This is a genomic window from Colwellia sp. D2M02 (assembly GCF_018860755.1).
Classification (GTDB): Bacteria; Pseudomonadota; Gammaproteobacteria; order Enterobacterales; family Alteromonadaceae; genus Colwellia; species Colwellia asteriadis.
Genome location: NZ_JAHKPW010000043.1, coordinates 35,776 through 56,103, shown reverse-complemented (window position 1 = coordinate 56,103; position 20,328 = coordinate 35,776). Strand labels below are relative to the sequence as shown.

Annotated in this window: 15 protein-coding genes; 14 read left to right on the top strand and 1 reads right to left on the bottom strand. The window is 37.3% G+C overall.

All coding sequences use genetic code 11. The features are described from left to right. Positions 1 to 151: 151 nt before the first annotated feature. From KO495_RS06870 to KO495_RS06805, 14 genes are all read left to right on the top strand, one after another. Positions 152 to 799 (top strand): DUF2959 domain-containing protein, encoded by a 648-nt coding sequence (locus KO495_RS06870; RefSeq protein WP_215979663.1) that lies wholly within the window; start codon positions 152 to 154, stop codon positions 797 to 799. A 3-nt stretch (positions 800 to 802) separates the two neighbouring features. Next, the gene (locus tag KO495_RS06865) at positions 803 to 1,153 is read left to right on the top strand and encodes a RidA family protein (protein ID WP_215979662.1); all 351 of its coding nucleotides are present in this window, start codon (positions 803 to 805) and stop codon (positions 1,151 to 1,153) included. A 154-nt stretch (positions 1,154 to 1,307) separates the two neighbouring features. Further along, the gene (locus KO495_RS06860) at positions 1,308 to 1,772 is read left to right on the top strand and encodes an EVE domain-containing protein (protein WP_215979661.1); all 465 of its coding nucleotides are present in this window, start codon (positions 1,308 to 1,310) and stop codon (positions 1,770 to 1,772) included. 132 nt (positions 1,773 to 1,904) lie between these two features. After that, positions 1,905 to 3,482: a protein adenylyltransferase SelO family protein gene (locus tag KO495_RS06855; RefSeq protein WP_215979660.1), complete on the top strand. Its 1,578-nt coding sequence runs from the start codon at positions 1,905 to 1,907 to the stop codon at positions 3,480 to 3,482. Positions 3,483 to 3,658: 176 nt separating this feature from the next. Beyond that, on the top strand, positions 3,659 to 4,282 hold the full coding sequence (locus tag KO495_RS06850) for a DVUA0089 family protein (RefSeq protein ID WP_215979659.1): 624 nt from the start codon (positions 3,659 to 3,661) through the stop codon (positions 4,280 to 4,282). A 224-nt stretch (positions 4,283 to 4,506) separates the two neighbouring features. Continuing rightward, positions 4,507 to 6,561, top strand: coding sequence for a RecQ family ATP-dependent DNA helicase (locus KO495_RS06845; protein WP_215979658.1), 2,055 nt, complete (start codon positions 4,507 to 4,509; stop codon positions 6,559 to 6,561). A gap of 334 nt (positions 6,562 to 6,895) precedes the next feature. Continuing rightward, on the top strand, positions 6,896 to 7,690 hold the full coding sequence (locus tag KO495_RS06840) for a DUF3450 family protein (protein WP_215979657.1): 795 nt from the start codon (positions 6,896 to 6,898) through the stop codon (positions 7,688 to 7,690). Continuing rightward, the gene (locus tag KO495_RS06835; RefSeq protein ID WP_252738848.1) at positions 7,690 to 9,048 is read left to right on the top strand and encodes a MotA/TolQ/ExbB proton channel family protein; all 1,359 of its coding nucleotides are present in this window, start codon (positions 7,690 to 7,692) and stop codon (positions 9,046 to 9,048) included. The genes KO495_RS06840 and KO495_RS06835 overlap by 1 nt, the downstream gene beginning before the upstream one ends. A 26-nt stretch (positions 9,049 to 9,074) precedes the next feature. Next, positions 9,075 to 9,464, top strand: coding sequence for a MotA/TolQ/ExbB proton channel family protein (locus KO495_RS06830; RefSeq protein WP_215979656.1), 390 nt, complete (start codon positions 9,075 to 9,077; stop codon positions 9,462 to 9,464). Continuing rightward, positions 9,464 to 9,871, top strand: coding sequence for a biopolymer transporter ExbD (locus KO495_RS06825; protein ID WP_215979655.1), 408 nt, complete (start codon positions 9,464 to 9,466; stop codon positions 9,869 to 9,871). Before KO495_RS06830 ends, KO495_RS06825 begins: the two co-directional genes overlap by 1 nt. A gap of 4 nt (positions 9,872 to 9,875) precedes the next feature. Continuing rightward, on the top strand, positions 9,876 to 10,562 hold the full coding sequence (locus KO495_RS06820; protein WP_215979654.1) for a hypothetical protein: 687 nt from the start codon (positions 9,876 to 9,878) through the stop codon (positions 10,560 to 10,562). A 5-nt stretch (positions 10,563 to 10,567) separates the two neighbouring features. Then, on the top strand, positions 10,568 to 11,950 hold the full coding sequence (locus KO495_RS06815) for a tetratricopeptide repeat protein (protein ID WP_215979653.1): 1,383 nt from the start codon (positions 10,568 to 10,570) through the stop codon (positions 11,948 to 11,950). A gap of 66 nt (positions 11,951 to 12,016) precedes the next feature. Continuing rightward, entirely contained in the window at positions 12,017 to 12,457 is a 441-nt protein-coding gene (locus KO495_RS06810) for a DUF2799 domain-containing protein (RefSeq protein WP_215979652.1), read from the top strand. A 448-nt stretch (positions 12,458 to 12,905) separates the two neighbouring features. Beyond that, positions 12,906 to 17,933 (top strand): diguanylate cyclase, encoded by a 5,028-nt coding sequence (locus KO495_RS06805; RefSeq protein WP_215979651.1) that lies wholly within the window; start codon positions 12,906 to 12,908, stop codon positions 17,931 to 17,933. A 72-nt stretch (positions 17,934 to 18,005) separates the two neighbouring features. On the opposite strand, the gene KO495_RS06800 is transcribed toward KO495_RS06805, so the two are convergent. Next, positions 18,006 to 20,135 (bottom strand): lipoxygenase family protein, encoded by a 2,130-nt coding sequence (locus KO495_RS06800; protein WP_215979650.1) that lies wholly within the window; start codon positions 20,133 to 20,135, stop codon positions 18,006 to 18,008. Between the last annotated feature and the right edge of the window lie 193 nt (positions 20,136 to 20,328).

The window sequence follows — 20,328 nt, the reverse complement described above, 5'->3', positions numbered from 1 at the left end:
ACATTGATATTCATCCATAATGGTTAGATATAATTTAACCAATACTTTGAATGGTGGCGAGTATATACGTATTATACAGAAGTGTTACCTATCTATTAGTAACACTGTATATTATCAGTATCAGGTTTTATGGTATTCGAGGGAGTAAATTATGAAAAAATTGAGTCAAACATTATGCATTATGTTTACCGTTTTATCACTGGCGGGTTGCTCTAGTGCTTATTATTCTGCAATGGAGAAAGTTGGAATTCACAAACGTGATATTATGGTTGACCGTGTTGAGGCAGCTAAAGAGTCACAAGAAGAGGCTCAGGCACAGTTTAAATCAGCGTTAGAAGAAATGACTGCGTTGATAAACTTTGATGGCGGCCAACTGGAAGAGCAATACAGTATCACTCAGGAGCAATATGAAAAGTCAGCGGAAGCAGCAGAGCGTGTTAGTTCACGCATAGAAAAAATAGAAGATGTTTCACACGCTCTATTTGATGAATGGCAAGAAGAAATAGATCAAATATCGAGTAGTAGCTTAAAACGTCAAAGTGCCTCAAAACTGAAAGAAACCGAACGCCGCTACAATACTTTAATTAAATCGATGCGAAAAGCAGAAAGCAAAATGGCGCCAGTATTGTCAGCGTTAAAAGATAATAGCTTGTTTCTAAAGCACAACCTTAATGCTAAAGCTGTAGGTGCACTGCAAGGCGAAATGGTATCAATTGAAAAAAATGTTAGTGTGCTAATTAAAGATATGAACGTTGCTATAGAGCAATCGCAAAAATTTATTGATTTATTGGAGAAGTAATTAATGTCTATCGAAAGACAAGAAACTAAACAGCGTATGAGTCGTATCGTGAAACATAATGGGACTATTTACTTATGTGGTCAAGTGGCAGCAGATGCAACTAAAGGTATTACTGAGCAAACCCAAACCATGCTTGATAAAGTTGATGATTTATTAATACAAGCAGGGAGTGATAGAGAACATATCTTATCAGCCACTATTTATGTTAAAGATATGAGCTACTTTGCTGATATGAATGCTGTTTGGGATGCATGGATACCTGAAGGGTATGCGCCAGCACGTGCATGTGTTGCTGCTAAAATGGCGCGTGATGCACTATTGGTTGAAATTTCAGTCGTTGCTGCGGAGAAATAATTCTTCTGCATTTAGCCTAGGGTAACATCTATTTATCAGCTAAGTTACTATGTAGTCAGATTAAGTTAGGTTTATTCAATGTGTTTGCTGTTCAATGTTGGCTAAACTTAACTCTATTTTTCCTCTCTCAATCATTCTATATTGAGTAAACTTTATGAAATACTGGTTATTCAAATCAGAGCCCGATGTTTTTAGCATTGATGATCTAGCCGCAAAACCAAACCAACAGGAACATTGGGACGGTATTCGTAATTATCAGGCGCGTAATTTCCTTCGTGATGAGGTTAAACTTGGTGATCAAGTGTTTTTTTACCACTCGAGCTGTAAGCAGCTTGGTATAGCTGGCATTGCCGAAGTTGTTAAAGAAAGCTACCCGGATCATAGCCAATTCGATCCTGAGTCTAAATACTTTGATCCTAAATCAAGTCCAGACAACCCACGCTGGGTTATGGTTGATATTCAGCTAAAAGAAAAGTTTAGCGAAATATTGTCATTACAAAAAATAAAATCTCTCGCTGGTATTAATGATATTGGTTTAGTGAAAAAAGGTCATCGCCTTTCTATTATGCCCGTTAGTGAAGTTGAGTGGCATATACTGTGCGATAATAGTCAGCATTAGTGTGGCGCCGTATTGTGTTAATTGCATATTCAGCAAATAAGTTATCAACAAACAACAAACAATAAGAAATAAGCAAGAACAACTTAGTAAATATTTCTACCTACCAAACATCCATTTTATAGTGAGTATTTCATGCCATTAAAACTCTCCAATACGTATTTATCTCTAGGTCGTGCTTTTTCCCAGCAGAGTTTACCAACCCCTGTACGAAAGCCTGAATTATTATTATGGAATGAGCCGTTAGCAAAACAACTTGCTATTGAAGTGGACGCCCAGCAAGAGAGTGAGCAGCTTGCATTGTATTTTTCAGGTAATGAACTCGTTGAGGGAAGTCAGCCAGTAGCACAGGTTTACTCAGGACATCAGTTTGGACAGTTTAACCCACAATTAGGAGACGGTAGGGCACACTTATTAGGCGATATTACTGATACCAAGGGTAAGCAGTGGGATATTCAATTGAAAGGCTCTGGTGTGAGCGCTTTCTCAAGACAAGGTGATGGGCGTTGTGCTTTAGGCCCAGCATTGCGTGAATTTATCATGAGTGAAGCTATGCATGCGCTTGGCGTACCAACAACACGTTGTTTGGCAGTAGTTGCAACAGGTGAAGCTGTTTATCGAGAGCAACCATTACCAGGTGCGGTAGTTACTCGGGTTGCTGCAAGCCATATTCGGGTCGGCACTTTTCAGTATTTTTCTGCCCGTAGAGATACAGCTTCACTCATTCAGTTAACTCGTTACGCCATTGAACGTCATTTTCCTGATATTTTACCCGAAAAACCAGCACAAAATATTACGCAGGATAATAAGAGTCATGAACTAGAGCTAAGTGCAAAGCAGGTGGTTGACTTTTTATCTGCGGTACTTAATAAACAGTTAACACTAGTACTTTCTTGGTTACGGGTTGGTTTCATTCATGGGGTTATGAATACTGATAATACTGCCATTTCAGGAGAAACAATAGATTACGGCCCGTGCGCTATGATGAATCACTATCATGGTGATACAGTTTTTAGCTCAATTGATAGGCGAGGCCGTTATGCATTTGGTAAACAAGCTGGCATTATGCAATGGAATATGGCGCGCTTTGCTGAGTGTTTAATTCCTGTTATTGAAAAGTGCTTGGTTGATGAAGGGGCTGAACTTACAGACAGTGATGATGAGCATAGTGAAGCTATTGCACTTTTAGAGCCATTATTAGTGCAATTTTCTGAGCAGTTTAAAGTAGGCTATTTAGCCATGATGGCCAAAAAAATAGGTATTGCCATACCTCAAGAGAGTGATGTTACGCTCATTAATGACTTACTTGAACTGATGCAGCGTGATGGAAGAGATTATACGGGCACTTTTACCTCCTTAAATAATAATTTAACTGCTCAAAATGTTAATAAGTTACTCCGCAAAAAAGATACCGCTGAAGAAAGTGTCGACACCGATGATTGGCTTAGCTGGACTGCTCGCTGGTACGCACGTATTGGCGATGATATTGCTGGTGCCAAAGTCTTGATGGGAAAAAGTAACCCTCTAGTTATTCCTAGAAACCATCATGTTGAGCGGGTATTAAAAACAACGCAAGAAAGTGGCAACTTGACAGCGTTACAGCAGTTTTTAGCCGTATTACGTCAGCCTTATGTGAATTTAGTCGAAACAGTAAACTATCAGGATGCTCCTGCTGATGGAGATATTAATTATCATACTTTTTGTGGTACATAAGAGAACCTCAAAACTTCTGTAAGTGTCTATTATTTTTACATATATTTATTTTATCGCACACGGTGTCGCTTAACTCTTTGTTTTTTATTGATTTATTCTAGTTGGCTTGTTTTTTGCTCTTTATTTTTTACCGTAATTCAACGGTTTAGACACAACTTATTAATGGATTTAATACAATGAAAAAAATATTATTAGTTGCCCTAATGTTCTTTATGGCGACACAAGCAAACGCAACCTTGATGAGTGCGCACTCTTTTACCGGTAATTTTGATAACGATGAAAGCCGTTACTATATCCAATTTGATGTTACGGCTGACAACTCTACTGTTGACCTAACCAGCTTAGGTTACGCTGGTGGAGTAAATGCTGATGGTACTACTATTGCAGACGGTGGCTTTGACTCTCAGTTGTTCGTCTTCAACAGTGCTAGTAGTTTACTTGCTTCTGATGATGATAGCTCATCAACAGTATCAGCTTTTGGTGGTAACTCTTGGGATGCTTTTATTTCAATAACACTTGATATAGGCACTTACTTTGCTGTTTTAACTCAGTACGATAGTGATTACCAATCTGGTGATTTGGTTACAGGTACTTGGTCAAATTCAGGCGTAGTTAACTTTCTTGATGTTGACGATAACTTAAGAACATCAAGTTATGCTTTTGATATCTCAGGTGAAAATTTAGCTAACGTGGGTGGTATTGGTCACAATACTACTCCTACTCCAGTTTCTGAGCCAACTACTTTAGCTATTTTAGCATTAGGTTTATTAGGCTTTGCTGGACGCCGTTTTAGCAAATAAGTACAAATAAGTAGATAGCTATTCAAGCATAATAATTAATAAAATTAACGAATATGCTAGATAAAAAAGTTGAAGCCTTGTGATTTTTTACAAGGTTTTTTTATGGCTTTTTTAAGGATAAGGCTAGCGAAAGTTATCAGATGAACAGAGCTGAGAATTTTTAACGTAAGCAGGGTATGATAATGCTCACTTAATTAGCTGATAGCATTTCTGTGCATATTACCATGACTGACTCTTCTTCTTCTCAACACAACCCGCAAGAACATCAAACAAACCAAGTAAGCCAAAATAATTCAGCGATACCGTTAACCTCGTTATTGCAACAATATTTTGGTTTTAGCCACTTTCGCCCGGGTCAAGAGCAAACTATAACGCAATTATTAAACAGGCAATCGTCACTGGCTATTTTCCCTACCGGATCAGGTAAAAGTTTATGTTATCAATTAACTGCTTTGCAATTACCTCATTTAACCTTAGTGGTTTCACCGTTATTAGCGCTTATTAAAGATCAATTGGCCTTTTTGGAAAAGAAAGGTATTAAAGCCGCGAGTATTGACTCAACCTTAAAGGGCCGTGAAGCCCAAGAGGTTATGACAAGTGTACGTGACGGTAGCATAAAAGTATTAATGGTTTCTGTAGAGCGTTTCAAAAATGAACGTTTTAGACAGTTTATTGAATCGGTTCCCGTGTCGATGTTGGTGGTTGATGAAGCTCATTGTATTTCAGAGTGGGGGCATAATTTCAGACCGGATTATTTGAAGTTACCTAGTTACTGTAAAGCACTTAACATTCCTTTGGTGTTGTTACTAACCGCAACGGCAACTAAAAAAGTAAAATTGGATATGGCTAATAAGTTTGCCATACAACCAGAGCATATAGTGCAAACCGGCTTTTACCGAGCTAACCTTGATCTTAGTGTTGTGTCGGTGTCGTCAGCTCAAAAAAATAATAAACTTGAACAGTTAGTCAAAAGTCAGCAAGGTGCGGGTATAGTGTATGTTACCTTACAACACAGTGCTGAAGTTGTTGCTCAATATTTACAGCAGCAAGGTGTTAATGCTTGTGCTTATCACGCAGGTTTTGATAGTGATACCCGCGCACAAATACAGCAAGATTTCATGTCAGGTAATATTCAAGTTATTGTCGCAACCATTGCTTTTGGTATGGGAATTGATAAAAGCGATATTCGCTTTGTTATTCATTACGACTTACCTAAATCTATAGAAAACTATAGCCAAGAAATAGGAAGGGCAGGACGTGATGGTCACTTATCCCACTGTATAACCTTAGCTAATTTAGATGGTTTAAACACGGTGGAAAATTTTGTCTATGGTGATACGCCAGAGCTAAGTAGCATTGAAACCGTAATAAATAGTATTAAAGCTGAAACCAGTAGTAGCTCGGATACAGGCAAGTGGGAGTTACAGTTGTTACCACTTTCTAATAGTAGCAATATTAAACAGTTACCACTAAAAACATTATTAGTACAGCTAGAGTTATGCGGCGTAATAGAGCCTCTTTATGCTTACTTTGCTGACTTTAAAATTAAATTACTCCAACCACAGCAAGCAATTCTGGATTTATTTAATCAACAACGCCAAGCATTTTTAATAAAAATATTTCAAGCAATTGATTTCAAAAAAGTATGGGGAAGCCTTAACTTTGATAACCTACTGCAAGATAAGTCAATTGAACGTAACCGTGTTATTTCCGCATTAGAGTACTTGCAAGAACAACAACTTATTATTCTTGAAACCAAAGGTATGACTGAAGTTTTTAATGTTGATTTACATGCACTAACAAAGCCTTCGTTGACTCAACAGCTAAGTGACTATTTCAAAGATAAAGAAGAGAAAGAAATAAAGCGTATTGCGGCGTTAATTCGCTTCTTTGAATTAGATACTTGCTTAAGTATTAATTTGTCACGTTATTTTGATGATAATATTTTTGATAATAACCAAGTTAATAGTAAAGGCTGTGGACACTGTAGTGTTTGTCGAGGGCAGATCGCAAAATTGTACTATTCACAAGATAAAAAACCATGGCCAAGTGATGATACGTTAATAGCCAGCATTAAAGAGTTTACTCTTTGTTTAGCGGGTAAAACTGATAAACCACTTGAATTATCAAGCTATTGTCGATTTATTGCAGGGATAAGCGAGCCATTGTTTGCTAGAACCCAAGTTAAAAAGCTATCAGGTTTTGCTTTATGTGAACAACAACGATATTCAGATATATGTACAAAGATAAGGCCGATTTTAAGGCTTTCTCATAAATAGTCATCATTACACTTTCAAGTTTTAATTAAATTTTTTTGATTTTTTGTTTGTTTTTTGTCTATTAAATCCAAATTTATATGTTAATGTTATGTTTGTTTTTTACTCTGTTTAATTTGTGGCTGTATGTATCGTTATAATAAATAAGATAAATTAATCTTATTGTTTACCTCTAAGCAATGTTTGCAATATAACCTCCAGATTAAGAAATAGCTCTATATTAACTCTATTATCACTTAAGGATGACAGCGCTGTCAGTCTCCTTTTTTGTTATTCAATACACTTTTTATTAGAGCATAGAGAATTTAAATAAGCTTACTGAATTACAGGATATAAAATGAAGATCTTAGGTTGCGCTTTATCTATTGGGCTGCTCTCTTTTACGGTGATGTCTGCTGAGCCTCAAAGTCTAAATAAGCTAATGGAACAATGGCTAACCATTGAAAGTCAAAAAGGAAAGTTGCAACTTGACTGGAATACTCGAGAGCAACAGCTAAAACAAACCTATAGCTTGTTAGGCTCAGAAAAGTCGACGCTTGAAAGTTTATTAAAAAAAACCGACACCGAAAAAAGTGATGTTGATAATCGTCGTTTTGAACTAAGCGAACAGCAAAGTTTATTAGAACAAGAGCAACGAGAAGTTAAAGAAAGCATTCAACAAGCGACATTATTTAGCCGTTCATTTATCGAACGTTTACCTCCTCCGTTACAAAAAAAGTGGCAAGAAAAGCTACTGCTATTAACACAATCTGGCGCAACCGACAGTGAAAAGCTTGAGCGCATTCTAACTTTATATAAATTAGCGAATGAGTTTGATGAGCAAGTCGCTTTAAACCGCACATCAATGGAAGTGCCGCTTGCTAATGGGGAAGTACAAAATTTATTGGTTACTCAAATATATTTGGGGCTATCGCAAGGTTGGTATGTTAGCGACGACGGTCAGCATTACGGTTATGGTCGCGCTAGCCAAGTGCAATGGCAGTGGTGGCATAATCAAGACGCGTCAACAGAGCTTGGCAGAATATTAAATGCCCAAGATTTATTAGAGTTTAAATATATTTTAGAAAACCCTACCTCCGCAGAGTTTATTAAATTGCCAGTAAAAGTGTTAAAAGAAAAGGATGTAAGCTAATGTTTAATAAAATAAACCGCAGTAAGCTTATTCGTGTTATCACAGTGTCGAGCCTACTTTTTAGTTACTCAAGCCAAGCAGATGACAACCTTTCGAAAGAGCTAGTTGAGCGTATTACAGTCGCGAAGAAAACACTAGAGACAACTCAACAAAGTATAAATAAAAAAGCGACATCGCTGGCAGAAAAAATAGCTCACCGTCAAAATGATGTTAAAGCTCTACGTGAGAAAGCGGCTGTTTTACAGCGTATCGCAGATGAACAATTAATGAGTGTGGCACAATTAGAAAAGCGAGTTAATCAGTGGTCAACTCAAAGTAATTATCAAAAGCAATTACTGACCAGTTTTGCTGAAAGTTCTAATTTAGCGCTTGATAAACTAAATCAAAAAAATGGCGAACCAGTTGTTGATATCAAGGCCCTCGCGGTAATGTCAGAACAGTTAAGTGCTAAGCTTACACCAACGTGGCAAGAGCAACAGGTTATTAGTGCGGCAGGGGCTGTTGAAAAAGTGATGAGCTTAACGCTTGGTCCTGTTGAGGTTGCTTATGATACCAAGGCATTAACCGGTGGCCCAATTTCACGAGATATTGCGAGCGAACCTCGAGTCGTAGCGAATATATTTAGTGAGCAAGCTATTGCAGAGCTTGGCTCTATTCAATCTTCTGGTGCGGGTTTATTAACCTTTGACCCTACCTTAGGTAATGCTTATAAGTTACTTGAAAAAGAAGAGGGAGTACTAGGACATATAGAAAAAGGCGGTGTTTGGGCGCTACCTATTTTATTCTTTGGTTTATTATCATTCATAGTCTCAATTATTAAAGGCGTTCAATTGATAGGGCTACCTAAAATTGACATGTCTTTAATTGATAAAATCAAATCACTGATCAATGAATATGATGCCAGTGATGATATCTCCCATGCGCGCTTACAAGAAAATTTATCTGCCTTGGTACTATCAAGCAAAGGTGCTCAACAAAAATTATTCGATATTGCTTATAAAACACCTATTTCGCAAGAGCGAGATGATTTACTTGTGGCATATCTAATGGAATATAAACATAAAGTAGAGCGCTTTATTGGTGCTATTGCAACTAGCGCTGCTATTGCACCGTTATTAGGTTTACTTGGTACAGTATCAGGAATGATCAGTACATTTATGATGATGACTATTTTTGGTACGGGCGATGCCTCTACCGTTTCTGGTGGTATATCTGAAGCATTAATAACTACGGAGTTAGGGCTTATCGTTGCTATTCCATCACTCATTATTAGTGCGCTATTAAGTCGAAGAACCAAAAGCTATACCGCCAAATTAGAAACAAATGCCATTAAATTGAGTAAAATTGATTTTGCATAATAGGTTATTAACAGGGAATAGGATAAATGCTTGCTGATTATTTATTCTTATTAGATAGTGCGGTTATTTGGGCTATTTTGGCTGTAGCAATATTTTGCTACGGTTTATTAATTGAGTTGTGCTTCATTAGTAAGGTCAACGATATTTGGTATGGACGAACGCTGTATTGGGTTACCTGTATCAAAACCACGCTGGCTTCTTTACCTTTGCTAGGGTTGCTAGGCACGATAATGGGGCTGTTAGCTACTTTTTTTAGAATGTCACAAGAAAACGGTTTTAATATTCAAGAGGTCATCAGTGGCGGCATAGCTGAAGCAATGTTCACCACGCAACTTGGGTTAATTATGGTAATACCGGGGTTGTTGATGTTGTCTTACTTACACGCAAAAATGAACCGATGGGCGGCGTTGAATTAATGAAATCATTTATTGAAAACAAAATGGAAGAAGCTAAAGGACAAGAATTAGATTTAGCGCCATTGCTAGATGTTGTGTTTATTTTGTTAATCTTTTTTATTGTCACTACTGTATTTGTTAAAGAAACGGGGATTGATGTTGATAAACCAACGGCAGTTTCTACTAAACAATTGCAAAAATCAGTTTTAATGATTGCAATTAGCGCCAATGGTGAAGTGGTTTATGCAAGTAACAATATTGGTGTTAAAGGAGTTCGCTCTACAATTACCCAAGCGATTAGAACGAAAGTAAAGCCTTTAGTTATTCAGGCAGATAAAACGGTTCCAACTGATTTATTAGTGCAGGTTATTGATCAAGCAAAACTTGCGGGCATTAAAAATGTCAGTATTGCTACGGTAAATGAGTAGAACGATGAAGGCTAATAACGCAGCAGGTAAAAGCGAAAAGATCAGCAAACTATTGCTAAAAACTTTACCGTGGTTGTTTAGTGTACTGTTAGTTGCTGCTTTAGTGATGATGATGGTTTATATGCAAGGTAATGACTTTGAGCAAGAAGAAACAGTCACAGTAAGGCAAATTGAAGTTGCTTTACCTTTACCGCCTCCTCCACCGCCTGTCGAAATGGAGCAAACAAAAACGGAATCCAGCACCCCAAGTATCGACCTAACAAGTATGGGAGCCGGGCCAACGATTGATTACGCTAAAAAACCGAAAATAGCCACGCTAAAAGTCGCTAAAGTTGAGCTGCCAAAATTTGATGTTAGCTCTTTAGATTTAACTAAAACAATTTCTGTTGATTTTGGTTTGATTGAAGTAAAGAGTTTAGATGAGTTACCAAAAATTATTTCATCGCGCTATATACAGCCCCCATGGTCAATTATTAAACGTGGTATCACCCGCATACCAACAGTTGTAGAAATTGTGATTGATCAAAAAGGCATTGCTCACATTAAGAAAATTGTTGATCCCGTTTACCCTGAAATGGTTGAAACGATAAGAACTTGGATAGAGCATGTTCGTTTTTCTATCCCGAAAAAAAATGGCAAACCAGTGCAAGCATTGTATCTTTATACCATTAACTTTAATTATTCTAGGTAGTTAATATGTTGAAAGTAACACACAAACTATTTATATCTATCTCATTGCTTAGCATCGTTTTTACAACGAACACTATAGCAAGTAGTAATATAACCGATTTAAAAATAACCTTAGCTAAACCTACCTTTGTTTTACCCGCCTTTAGTGGTCCTTATAGCGAGCGAGAAGCGACAATCGCTCCTGAAGAATATGAAACAGCAGAGCGTTTAAAAACTTTATTAGATAATGGACAAGAGGCAGAGGTACTTAAAGAGCTTGAAGGTTATTATGACCTTGAGTTAAGTCCTGCAATGTTAACCTTAAAAGCCCAAATTTATTTTTCGTTAAAGCAATTTACTAAAGCAGAAAAAACTTTTTTAGCGGTATTATCACGTAAACCACAGCTAGTGCGTGTTCATCGTGATTTAGGGCAACTTTATCTTATTCAAGAGCAATATAAATTAGCACGCCATCATTTTTCTGAAGCGATTGCTTTTGGTTCAAATGATGCCATGGTGCATGGTCAGTTAGCTTATTTAAACTTAAAACTCTATGGTGCGTTTAGTGCAATTACCTCGTACCAACAAGCGATGGCATTACAGCCAGAAGAAGTACAATGGCAGCAAGGATTATTAATTGCGTTGTCTGAAGCAAAAATGTATGAGTCAGCACAAGCCTTACTGGCGCAGTTAATTGAAAAAAATCCCGCAGATAAAGAGCTTTGGCTGAATCAGGCTGTTTTAGCGATAGACTCTAATAATATGAAGCAAGCGCTTGCGAGTATTGAAATGGCTATTTTACTTGGTGATGATACAGGTAATAACCTTAAAACAGCGGCTCAACTGCATTTACAAATGCACAGCTATGATCGCGCTTTAGTACTAATAAGTCAGCATTTAGATAAGTCTGCATTAGATATGGTGATGTTAAATGAATACCTTATTTGGTTGAAGCAGGCGAGAATGTGGCAACAAGCCGATAAACTACTTGTTAATTTGGCTGATAAAGTGAATAAAATGAGTGTTAATGAGCAAAGTATCTATTTTAATCATAAGGCGACAATTGCGAACCAAAACAAACAATATCAAAAGGCTAAAAATTATTACCAAACAGCGCTTGAGAAAAACCCTACTAATGGTGATGCCTTAATTAATTTTGCATTCTTTTCTGTAGAGCGAGAAGACTTTATTATTGCAGAATTATTATTTAATCGAGCAGAAGTATTACCTGCCAAAGCGAAACAAGCATTACTAGGTAAGGCCCAGTTGTATTTAGACAAACAAGAGCATCAGGCTGCATTGTCAGTATTGCAAAAAGCTTATGGTCGTTTTCCAGATCTTCATTATTTACCAGAACAAATGCAAATCATTAAAAGCATTATTCGTACAGAGAGTAAAACAACGAGTTAGACTTACGATTTAGGCTAAGTATTAAAGGTCACCAATATAAATTAATAAAATATTAGGGAAATAAAAATGAAAAAAACAATTGTGGCTATTATCGCTGCCCTTTCTTTAAGCGCATGTCAGTCAACAACTGAAACTACACAAACAACAATAGATTGTACTAATGACTGGAATACTGTTGGTTATGAAGTCGCTTTATCAGGTAAATCTGTACGAACATTTAACCGTTATGAAGAGCAGTGTCAGTCAGCCTTAACAGAAACTGCGAAGTCTAATTACCTTGATGGTTACACCAAAGGTATTGTTGAGTATTGCACATACGAAAAAGGTTTTGATAGAGCTGAGTCGGGCTTGCCTGATAATCAAATATGCCCATTTGAATTGAGAAAAGAATTTGAACGAGGCTATATTGCAGGTGGTAGAGCGCTAGTTGAGAAAAAAGATCAAGTCAGAAAGCAAGCTGAACTAGCAGATGCTCGCCAGGCGCAAAAGTCTGGTGGCTTAAAGTAACGTACTTGAGTTACTTCATGTTGCAGCTCAGTAGTTTTGTTATTATTTCTAGTCCTTAATGGGCTTAACGTGTTAGCGTCAAGCCCATAAAACTTCCTATTTTCTATTCTTCACTCAAGACATATTAAGGCTAGTCACCAATACCTTACGAAATTGATAACTAGCCCTACTATCTATTTTCATAATATTCTAATGAATACTTATTTTTAAAAAGTAACTGCTCTATACTCTTAAGCTATGCTCTTTATTGAAGTACTTATCTCATAAAATTCAAATTAATTGACTTTAAAGGTGATGAAACTCTCAATAATGGGCTATCTTTTTAATTGATGTTAAGTCTCTAAATTAATAATAGTACATACTGCGCTAGCATTGTGAGCTTCTAAACTTTGTTAAGTAGCATATAAAACTATTTTAGAGGGGTTGTAATACGCAGGTAAGATACTCAATGAATTTATCGAATTCTACTATCAAGAAGATTATATCTTCTGATGAAAATATAGTTGTAGCACAAGTGATCAATGATGATGAAAGCTTGAGTAGCAATACCGCAATTCTTAAGTACCAAAATACTGATTACCCCTCTATTGCGTTAGACGCTTGTTGGAAGAATGAATATAACATTTTACAGTCGATAAGCTCTGATTGGGTGGTTAAAGCCTACGGGTTGTTAAAACACAAAAATAGTAATGCTTTACTACTCGAAGACTTTTCATCTGAAACCCTTGCCAGCCTGATAGAAAAAAATCAGCTAACCTTTACCCAGCGTTTGCATATTGCTTGTCAGCTGGCTTCTGCGCTTGGTGATATTCATCGACATAAATTGATTCATAGAGATATTACTCCAGCAAATATTTTAGTTGATATTGATAGCTTTAAAATTAAGTTGTTCGATTTCTCTAAAGCAATACGCCTCAGTTACAAGCAAGTACCACTAAATCATAATAATGTACACGGGGATTTTGATTATCTTTCTCCAGAGCAAACGGGGCGTACTAATTTAAAGGTTGATTACCGAAGCGATTTTTACTCACTAGGAATTACCCTTTATCACTTGTTTAGCGGCAAAGTTCCTTTTAAGTCAGATAATGTTATGACTTTATTACATTGCCATATTGCTCGTATAGCTGAGCCATTAAGTGAGGTTGATCAAACTATTCCAGAGGTACTGTCGGCAATAGTTGCTAAATTAATGGCAAAGTCACCTGAAAATCGTTATCAGAGTGCTCGTGGGTTACAGGTTGATTTACACCAGTGTTATCAACAATGGCAAAAGAATGACATGATAGAGTCGTTCATCTTGGCTCAATCAGACATTTCATTACACTTTCACATTTCACCTAAGTTATATGGTCGAGATAAAGAATTATCTATTATCTTAGAGGGGTACCAGCGCTCATGTATTAAACGTGCAGAGTTAGCTATGGTAAGTGGTTACTCAGGTATTGGTAAGTCGGCATTGGTACATGAGTTACAAAAAAGCATTATTGCCAATGAAGGCGTTTTTATTTCCGGCAAATGCGATCAATACAATAGCGGTCAGCCATTCTTTGTTCTGATTGATGCATTGCAGCAATTTTTGCAAAAAATATTAAGCGAAAGTAAAGAGAGTCAATTTAACTGGCGTAACAAGCTGCAATTAGTGTTAGGTGATAATGCTGCTATCATTACCGAGTTACTACCGTCTTTAGAGCTTATTATTGGTAGCGCTCCTCCTTTAATCCAATTACCGCCTGCTGAAGCTGAATTACGATTGAATATGGTGTTTACTGACTTTGTTGGCGCACTATACTCAAGTGAACAACCCTTGGTTATCTTTTTAGATGACTTGCAATGGGTAGATATGCCAACGCTCAAGTTGTTGCAGCAAGAAGTTACTGACTCTAATCCTACTGGTCTTTATGTTGTCGGTGCCTATCGCGATAATGAGGTTGATGAATCTCACCCATTAATGGGTGCATTAAGTAACATGAGCAAAAATGATGCGTTAATACAAGTGAGTTTAACACCACTTAAACTACAGCATATACAGCAGTTATTAACCGATACCTTACATTGCTCACTGAGTGACGCTAAAACATTAGCTAGAATATGCTTAGATAAAACCCAAGGTAACCCATTTTTTCTCAATCAATTCTTATTAGCGCTTTATCAGGAAGGAGACATTAGTTACCAGCATCAGCATGGTAAATGGTGGTGGGATATTGAGCAAATTCAACAACGAGATATGACAGATAACGTTGTTGAGTTAATGATTATGCGCTTACAACAGCTTGATAATAAATCACAATTACTTGCCTCTATTGCTGCCCACTTAGGGCATAGGTTTAGTTTTAAACAGCTCTTGTCTGCGTGCCAATATAACACTAATAACACAGCAAAAATATTATGGCCACTACTTGAAGCTGGCTTTATTATTCCGCTTGATGAGCATTATCAGCATATTGATGACGAGAGTAGCTTAATTAAATCGCAATACCGATTCTTGCATGACCGAGTGCAGCAAGCTGCTTATTTGCTGACGCCAGAAGCTGGTCGTGATGAGCTTTTATTGCATATTGGTCGTCACTGGTTAGCAGACTCAACCGAAGATGAAATTGAAACTAACCTTTTTACTTTACTTAACTTGCTCAATGGTAGTGTTGCGCTGATTGATGATGTTGATGAGTTAAGACAGTTAGCTACCCTTAACTATAGAGCGGGTTTAAAAAGTAAGGGAGCCGCCACCTATGCAAGTGCTGTTGCCTACTTACGTAAAGCTACTGAGTTATTACCTGTTAATAGTTGGCAATATGAAGCTGAGCAAATCTTTTCAATATATAAAGCATTAATTGATGTTGAGTTCTTGGCTGGTAATGTAGCGGCAGCTAAAACTTTATACGAGCAAACTATTGTTCATGTTTCTACACAAGAAGAAAAAATAGCATTAATTTTATTAAGAACCGAGCAGTGCCAGTCTATGGGGGAGTTTCAAGACGCTATTTCTTTACTCGTCGGCGGTTTAGCAATACTCAAGATAGACTTTCCAGAAAATGAAGACGTAGCTCAAGCTCAATTGAAAGATACCTTTATTGCTACTCAAGAATTACTAGCTCAATGCTCTGAGCAAGACATACTCACTGCAGAAAAAATGACTAACAAACAGCACTTGTTACGAATGGAATTGCACAATGCGATGACGATGGCGACATATTTATCGGGTCGAACAAGATCTTATGCTGTAAATGCCTGTCAAATGGTCATACTGTCACTTAAGTACGGTCAATGTCAGTTAAGCTCCATTGGTTACGCATCTTATGCGACAGTTATGTCAATGATGGGAGAAGTGTATCCCGCTTGTTATCAGATGAGTAAATTAGCAAAGAGTGTTTCAGACTTGTGGGAAAGCAAATATCACAGATCTATGATCTATGGTTATTTTTCATCAAGTTATTTGCATTGGTGTGAAGCTATTGAAAATTCTTATCCATTTTTAGAGCAAGTTATTTCTTGGGGGCAAGAGGGTATAAACTTTGTTTATTCTGGATATAGCGTGCTTTTTAAGTCCTGTAATAAATTTATTGCGGGTGTTCCTCTGAATGAATTACAAGAAGACATTGAACAAGGCTTGGCCTTTTTACGTAAAAAGCAGCAGCCAGCGACTGAGAATTATGTACTAGTGGGGACATATCAAGCGTTATTGGCGCTGCAAGGTAAAACACATTCAATAAACTCTTTTGATAGTGATGACTTTAATGTTACCCAGTTTTTTGGTGATAAAGCTAATACACCCTCAATGGATTTAGCCTTTTATACCGGCGCAATTATTCGTCATGCCTTTATTATTGACGATAAACCGTTACAGAATAAGGCACTGGAGAATATTGATATTGTCGGGATGTTTCTTCCTGATAGCCCTAGTATGGTTGAAGGATTATTTTATCAAGCATTGATTTTACTCAATCATGATGATGCTGAAGTGTTGTTAGATAAGGCCAAAGAAATTACCGAGCGCTTTAAAGTATGGTCAGTTGATAGTCCTAAAAATTATTTACATAAACATTTATTGCTTAGCGCAGAGGTAGCTCGTGTTGAGGGCTTAGCCGTTACTGCAATGGACTCTTATGCGCAAGCCATTAATGCAGCTAACGAAGCTGGCTTTATTAATAATGAAGCGTTAGCCAGTGAATGCTACGCTAAATATTTATTTTCGTTAGGCCAAAAACGGCTTGCACTTAGCTGTATGAAAGATGCTTTTTATTTGTATTCTCGCTGGGGAGCGCTTGCCAAGTGTCAGCAAATTAATGAGCGTTGGCCAGAGCAAAGCTTTGACTCAGCTAATATTGTGAACATACCACAGGGAAGTGCAATATCAACAAACGCAAGTAAAGCGGTAGAGCAAATGAATTCGTTAGACTTGCATTCGCTTTTGAAAGCTAACCAACTTTTATCAGAAGAAATCCATGTTAATTCATTACTAGAAAAAATGATGACAGTGTTAATGGAAAATGCCGGAGCACAGCAAGGGGCGATTATTGTTTATGGAGATGGGCAACTAACGGTAGAGATTGTTGGCCGTATTAGTGATCACGCTGCTGCTATTCATAGCCAGTTTTATAATATGAACCTTGATGAGCTTGAAGCCCAAGGTAACCCATTATTACCTGATACTTTAATACGTTATACGCAAAAAACATTGGAGACATTAATACTGGACAACCCTAAAGAGGACTCTCGCTTTTCCAGTAATCGCTATTTACAGTTGAATCAACCTAAATCCTTGATGTGTTTACCTATTACAGGTCAAGGAAGACTTGTTGCCATTGTTTATTTAGAAAACAATGTCACGGAACAAGCGTTTACCGCTAAACATAAAGATACGGTAGAACTTATTGCTGCACAAGCTGCAGTATCATTAATTAATGCTCGTCATTATGAAATACTCGAAGATAAAGTAGCACAACGTACAGAAGAGCTACAATTGCTAGCGATTAAAGACGGACTTACGGGAATTTTTAACCGTCGTGAGTTTGATCTTAGGTTAGAGCAAGAATGGTCGAGAAGCTCTCGCGAAGGTGGATCACTGTCACTAATTATGATTGATATTGATTACTTCAAAGCCTATAACGATAATTATGGTCATCCAGAGGGGGACAAGTGCATTAAATTAGTTGCACAAGCTTTAAGTGAAGTCGTTACACGTAAAAATGATTTAGTTGCACGTTATGGTGGTGAAGAATTTGTTATTTTAATGACAAACACAGATCATGAGTCAATTGAAAACATTGCACGGCGTTGCCAAGATAAGATACGCAGTTTGAATATTCTTCATGCCTTTTCAACAACGGCACCCTATATAACGATTAGTATGGGGATATCTACTATGACCAGCTTACCGGGATTAGAGCCTGCTATGCTAGTGAAGTCTGCCGATGTCGCGTTATATAAAGCAAAACAAAGTGGGCGAAACTCATACTACTTTGCTTCACCTTCATAACGTATAAAAACGAGAATAGGTTAGTTGTTTACGGTACTTAAGCGTAGAGCGCTAAGTACCGTTTTTATTTACTTAAATACTTGTGCTGTTTGGAATCATCGACGGCAATTGGAAAGTATAAGGTATCGCTCTTAACTTATTACGCTGATGTATTTCTACTTCTATTTGTGCTAATTGGCACTGGAAGTCAATCAGCACTTCTTCCACCTGAGGATCGTTAAAGTAGGCAATACGTGGGTCTTGACTATATTTGCCAAAAACATCGTATTGTACACCGCTAAGTAAGTACTCAAAAGATAGTGTATATAAAGCAATATCTAATGGAGGGCACCAAGTTAAAGTATCTTCAATGGTATTGATAACCGTGTTGGTTCCTGGAGGTTCATGATAAAGACAACCCGTTACGCTAGGAGCAAAAGACATTAAAGGATACTGAGCATAATTTACTGCGGCATGCTGAGGTCCAGCAATATAGATAATATGTGCGATAAGCTCTACAAGGTAGTCAAAACTATCTATTTTATAGGGGCGTTCGCTATTTCCTGTTGATACTAACCCATCTAAGCCTTTAAAATCAGCATATTTTGTTGAGGTTAATTCAAAGATAAAGCCTTGTAATTCTTCATCATTAGCGACGGCATCATTGTCATTATTATAATAAATAGATAAATAATTTCTAACGAATGTCTTAATGGCTTGCCATAACAATATGGTGTCATCGCGAAACTCAAAAACTGGTAATGACTCAGTATTAACACCGCGTGCTTTAAATAACTGTTCAGGGCTCTGCTCATCCCAACGCCAAGCACTTCTAGCCTCTGCAATCATTTCAAAAGAGGAGCCTGTCGTTAACCCTACGTCACAGGCGGTAACACCACCCGGAATAACTAAACTGTGTAGGGCATCATTGTTAATGTTTAATGTAAAGCGAAAATGCGGAATTAAAAGCTTTAAAATAGGGTGTTTTTCTGAAAGCTGCCTATGTGCGGCAATAATTATTGTATCCATAATAAGGTGGCAAGCCCCTAAATGTGCAACATTTTCATGTTGTATTGCACTGCAAATATTCACAATAGCTTTAGCTACTTGCCATTTTAGTCCATTACCATCATTTGCGCCTGAGCAGTTATTTGGGGTAAATATAGGAGCCGTGTCTGGGTTATATTGTTGTGCTAATTGAATGGCAATTGGGCGCAGGTAACTACCTGTATCAGGAAAACCGTTAGCAGTTTTATCCGTTGAGTAAAATAAGGCGATAGGTGCGGCTACGTAACGCTGTTTTCCGTGTAACTCATTACTTTGTTTACCCTCTAACATTGTGTAATCACAAACGTAAAGCCGATTCTGGGCTACTGCCGTTTGTAAACTAACATTATTGTCTGCTAACACAGACTGTAATATGTGATCAGTAACTGGCATTTTTTGCAGTAATTGACTCAATGAAATAGTCATATCACTTGTATCGCTAGCGCTTACGGCAATTAAGTTAGTGGTATTAAAGCCAGCAGTTTGCAAATAACCAAAGTACCAGTCTTGATCATAAAGGGCTTTTTCTTTTTCCATCCATGGTTTACTTTTTATTGACACTGTTAGAGGAGGGGTATCTAACGAGGCATAGAGTGCTTGGTAGTCTTCTAACGAATTGGCTTGCAGGTAATCACGTTTGCCATCGTTATTTAATAAGTCATATAGTGTCGATTTAAGTAGAGCCGTAGGCCCTTCCTTTTTTACCTCCTCAATAACTTGATCAATTCCTTTTAACATTTTAATAATATCTTTAGGAATATTGAGGGCATCTTCAATAGCTGTCGGCAGCTGACTCAAGCTATGAATAAAGTCTTTAATGTACTTAATGTCTTTTTTAGGGTGAAGCGCACTTAATTTACTTTCTAAGGTTTGGTAACTCTCGCTAATATCTTTGAAAATGTCACTATCAATATCATCACAAAGCTCTTTTTCTAATAACCTTATAACGTTGTTTTTAAAGTTTTCAGCAAGTTGAATAAATACTGAGATAACACCTTCTTTATATCGTAATGAAAACTCTTCTCCTTGTGGTACGTCGGCAGAAAGAGGAACACCTTCTAAATAAGAAGTCATATAATTGTATTTAGTTTTGGCTAAAGCGAGTTGAAACTCACGTTGTTGTTTTTCGGGTGTTGAGTCGTGTTGAGGAAGTGTCGGGATGTTATTGTTCTGCATAATAAGCCTTTTTTTGTTTTTATTGTCGCAAGCATACATTATTTTTGGCAAAAATTGCCGCAAATATATTGCAGTGTGGCTAGGGGCTGTTGATCTTTCTAACAGCGTTTGTTGGTGATTTTTACTGCGTTATCACCTTTTTATGTGACGCTGCATGGATGTTGCTTATTAGATAATGCAGGAGCTTATTGTC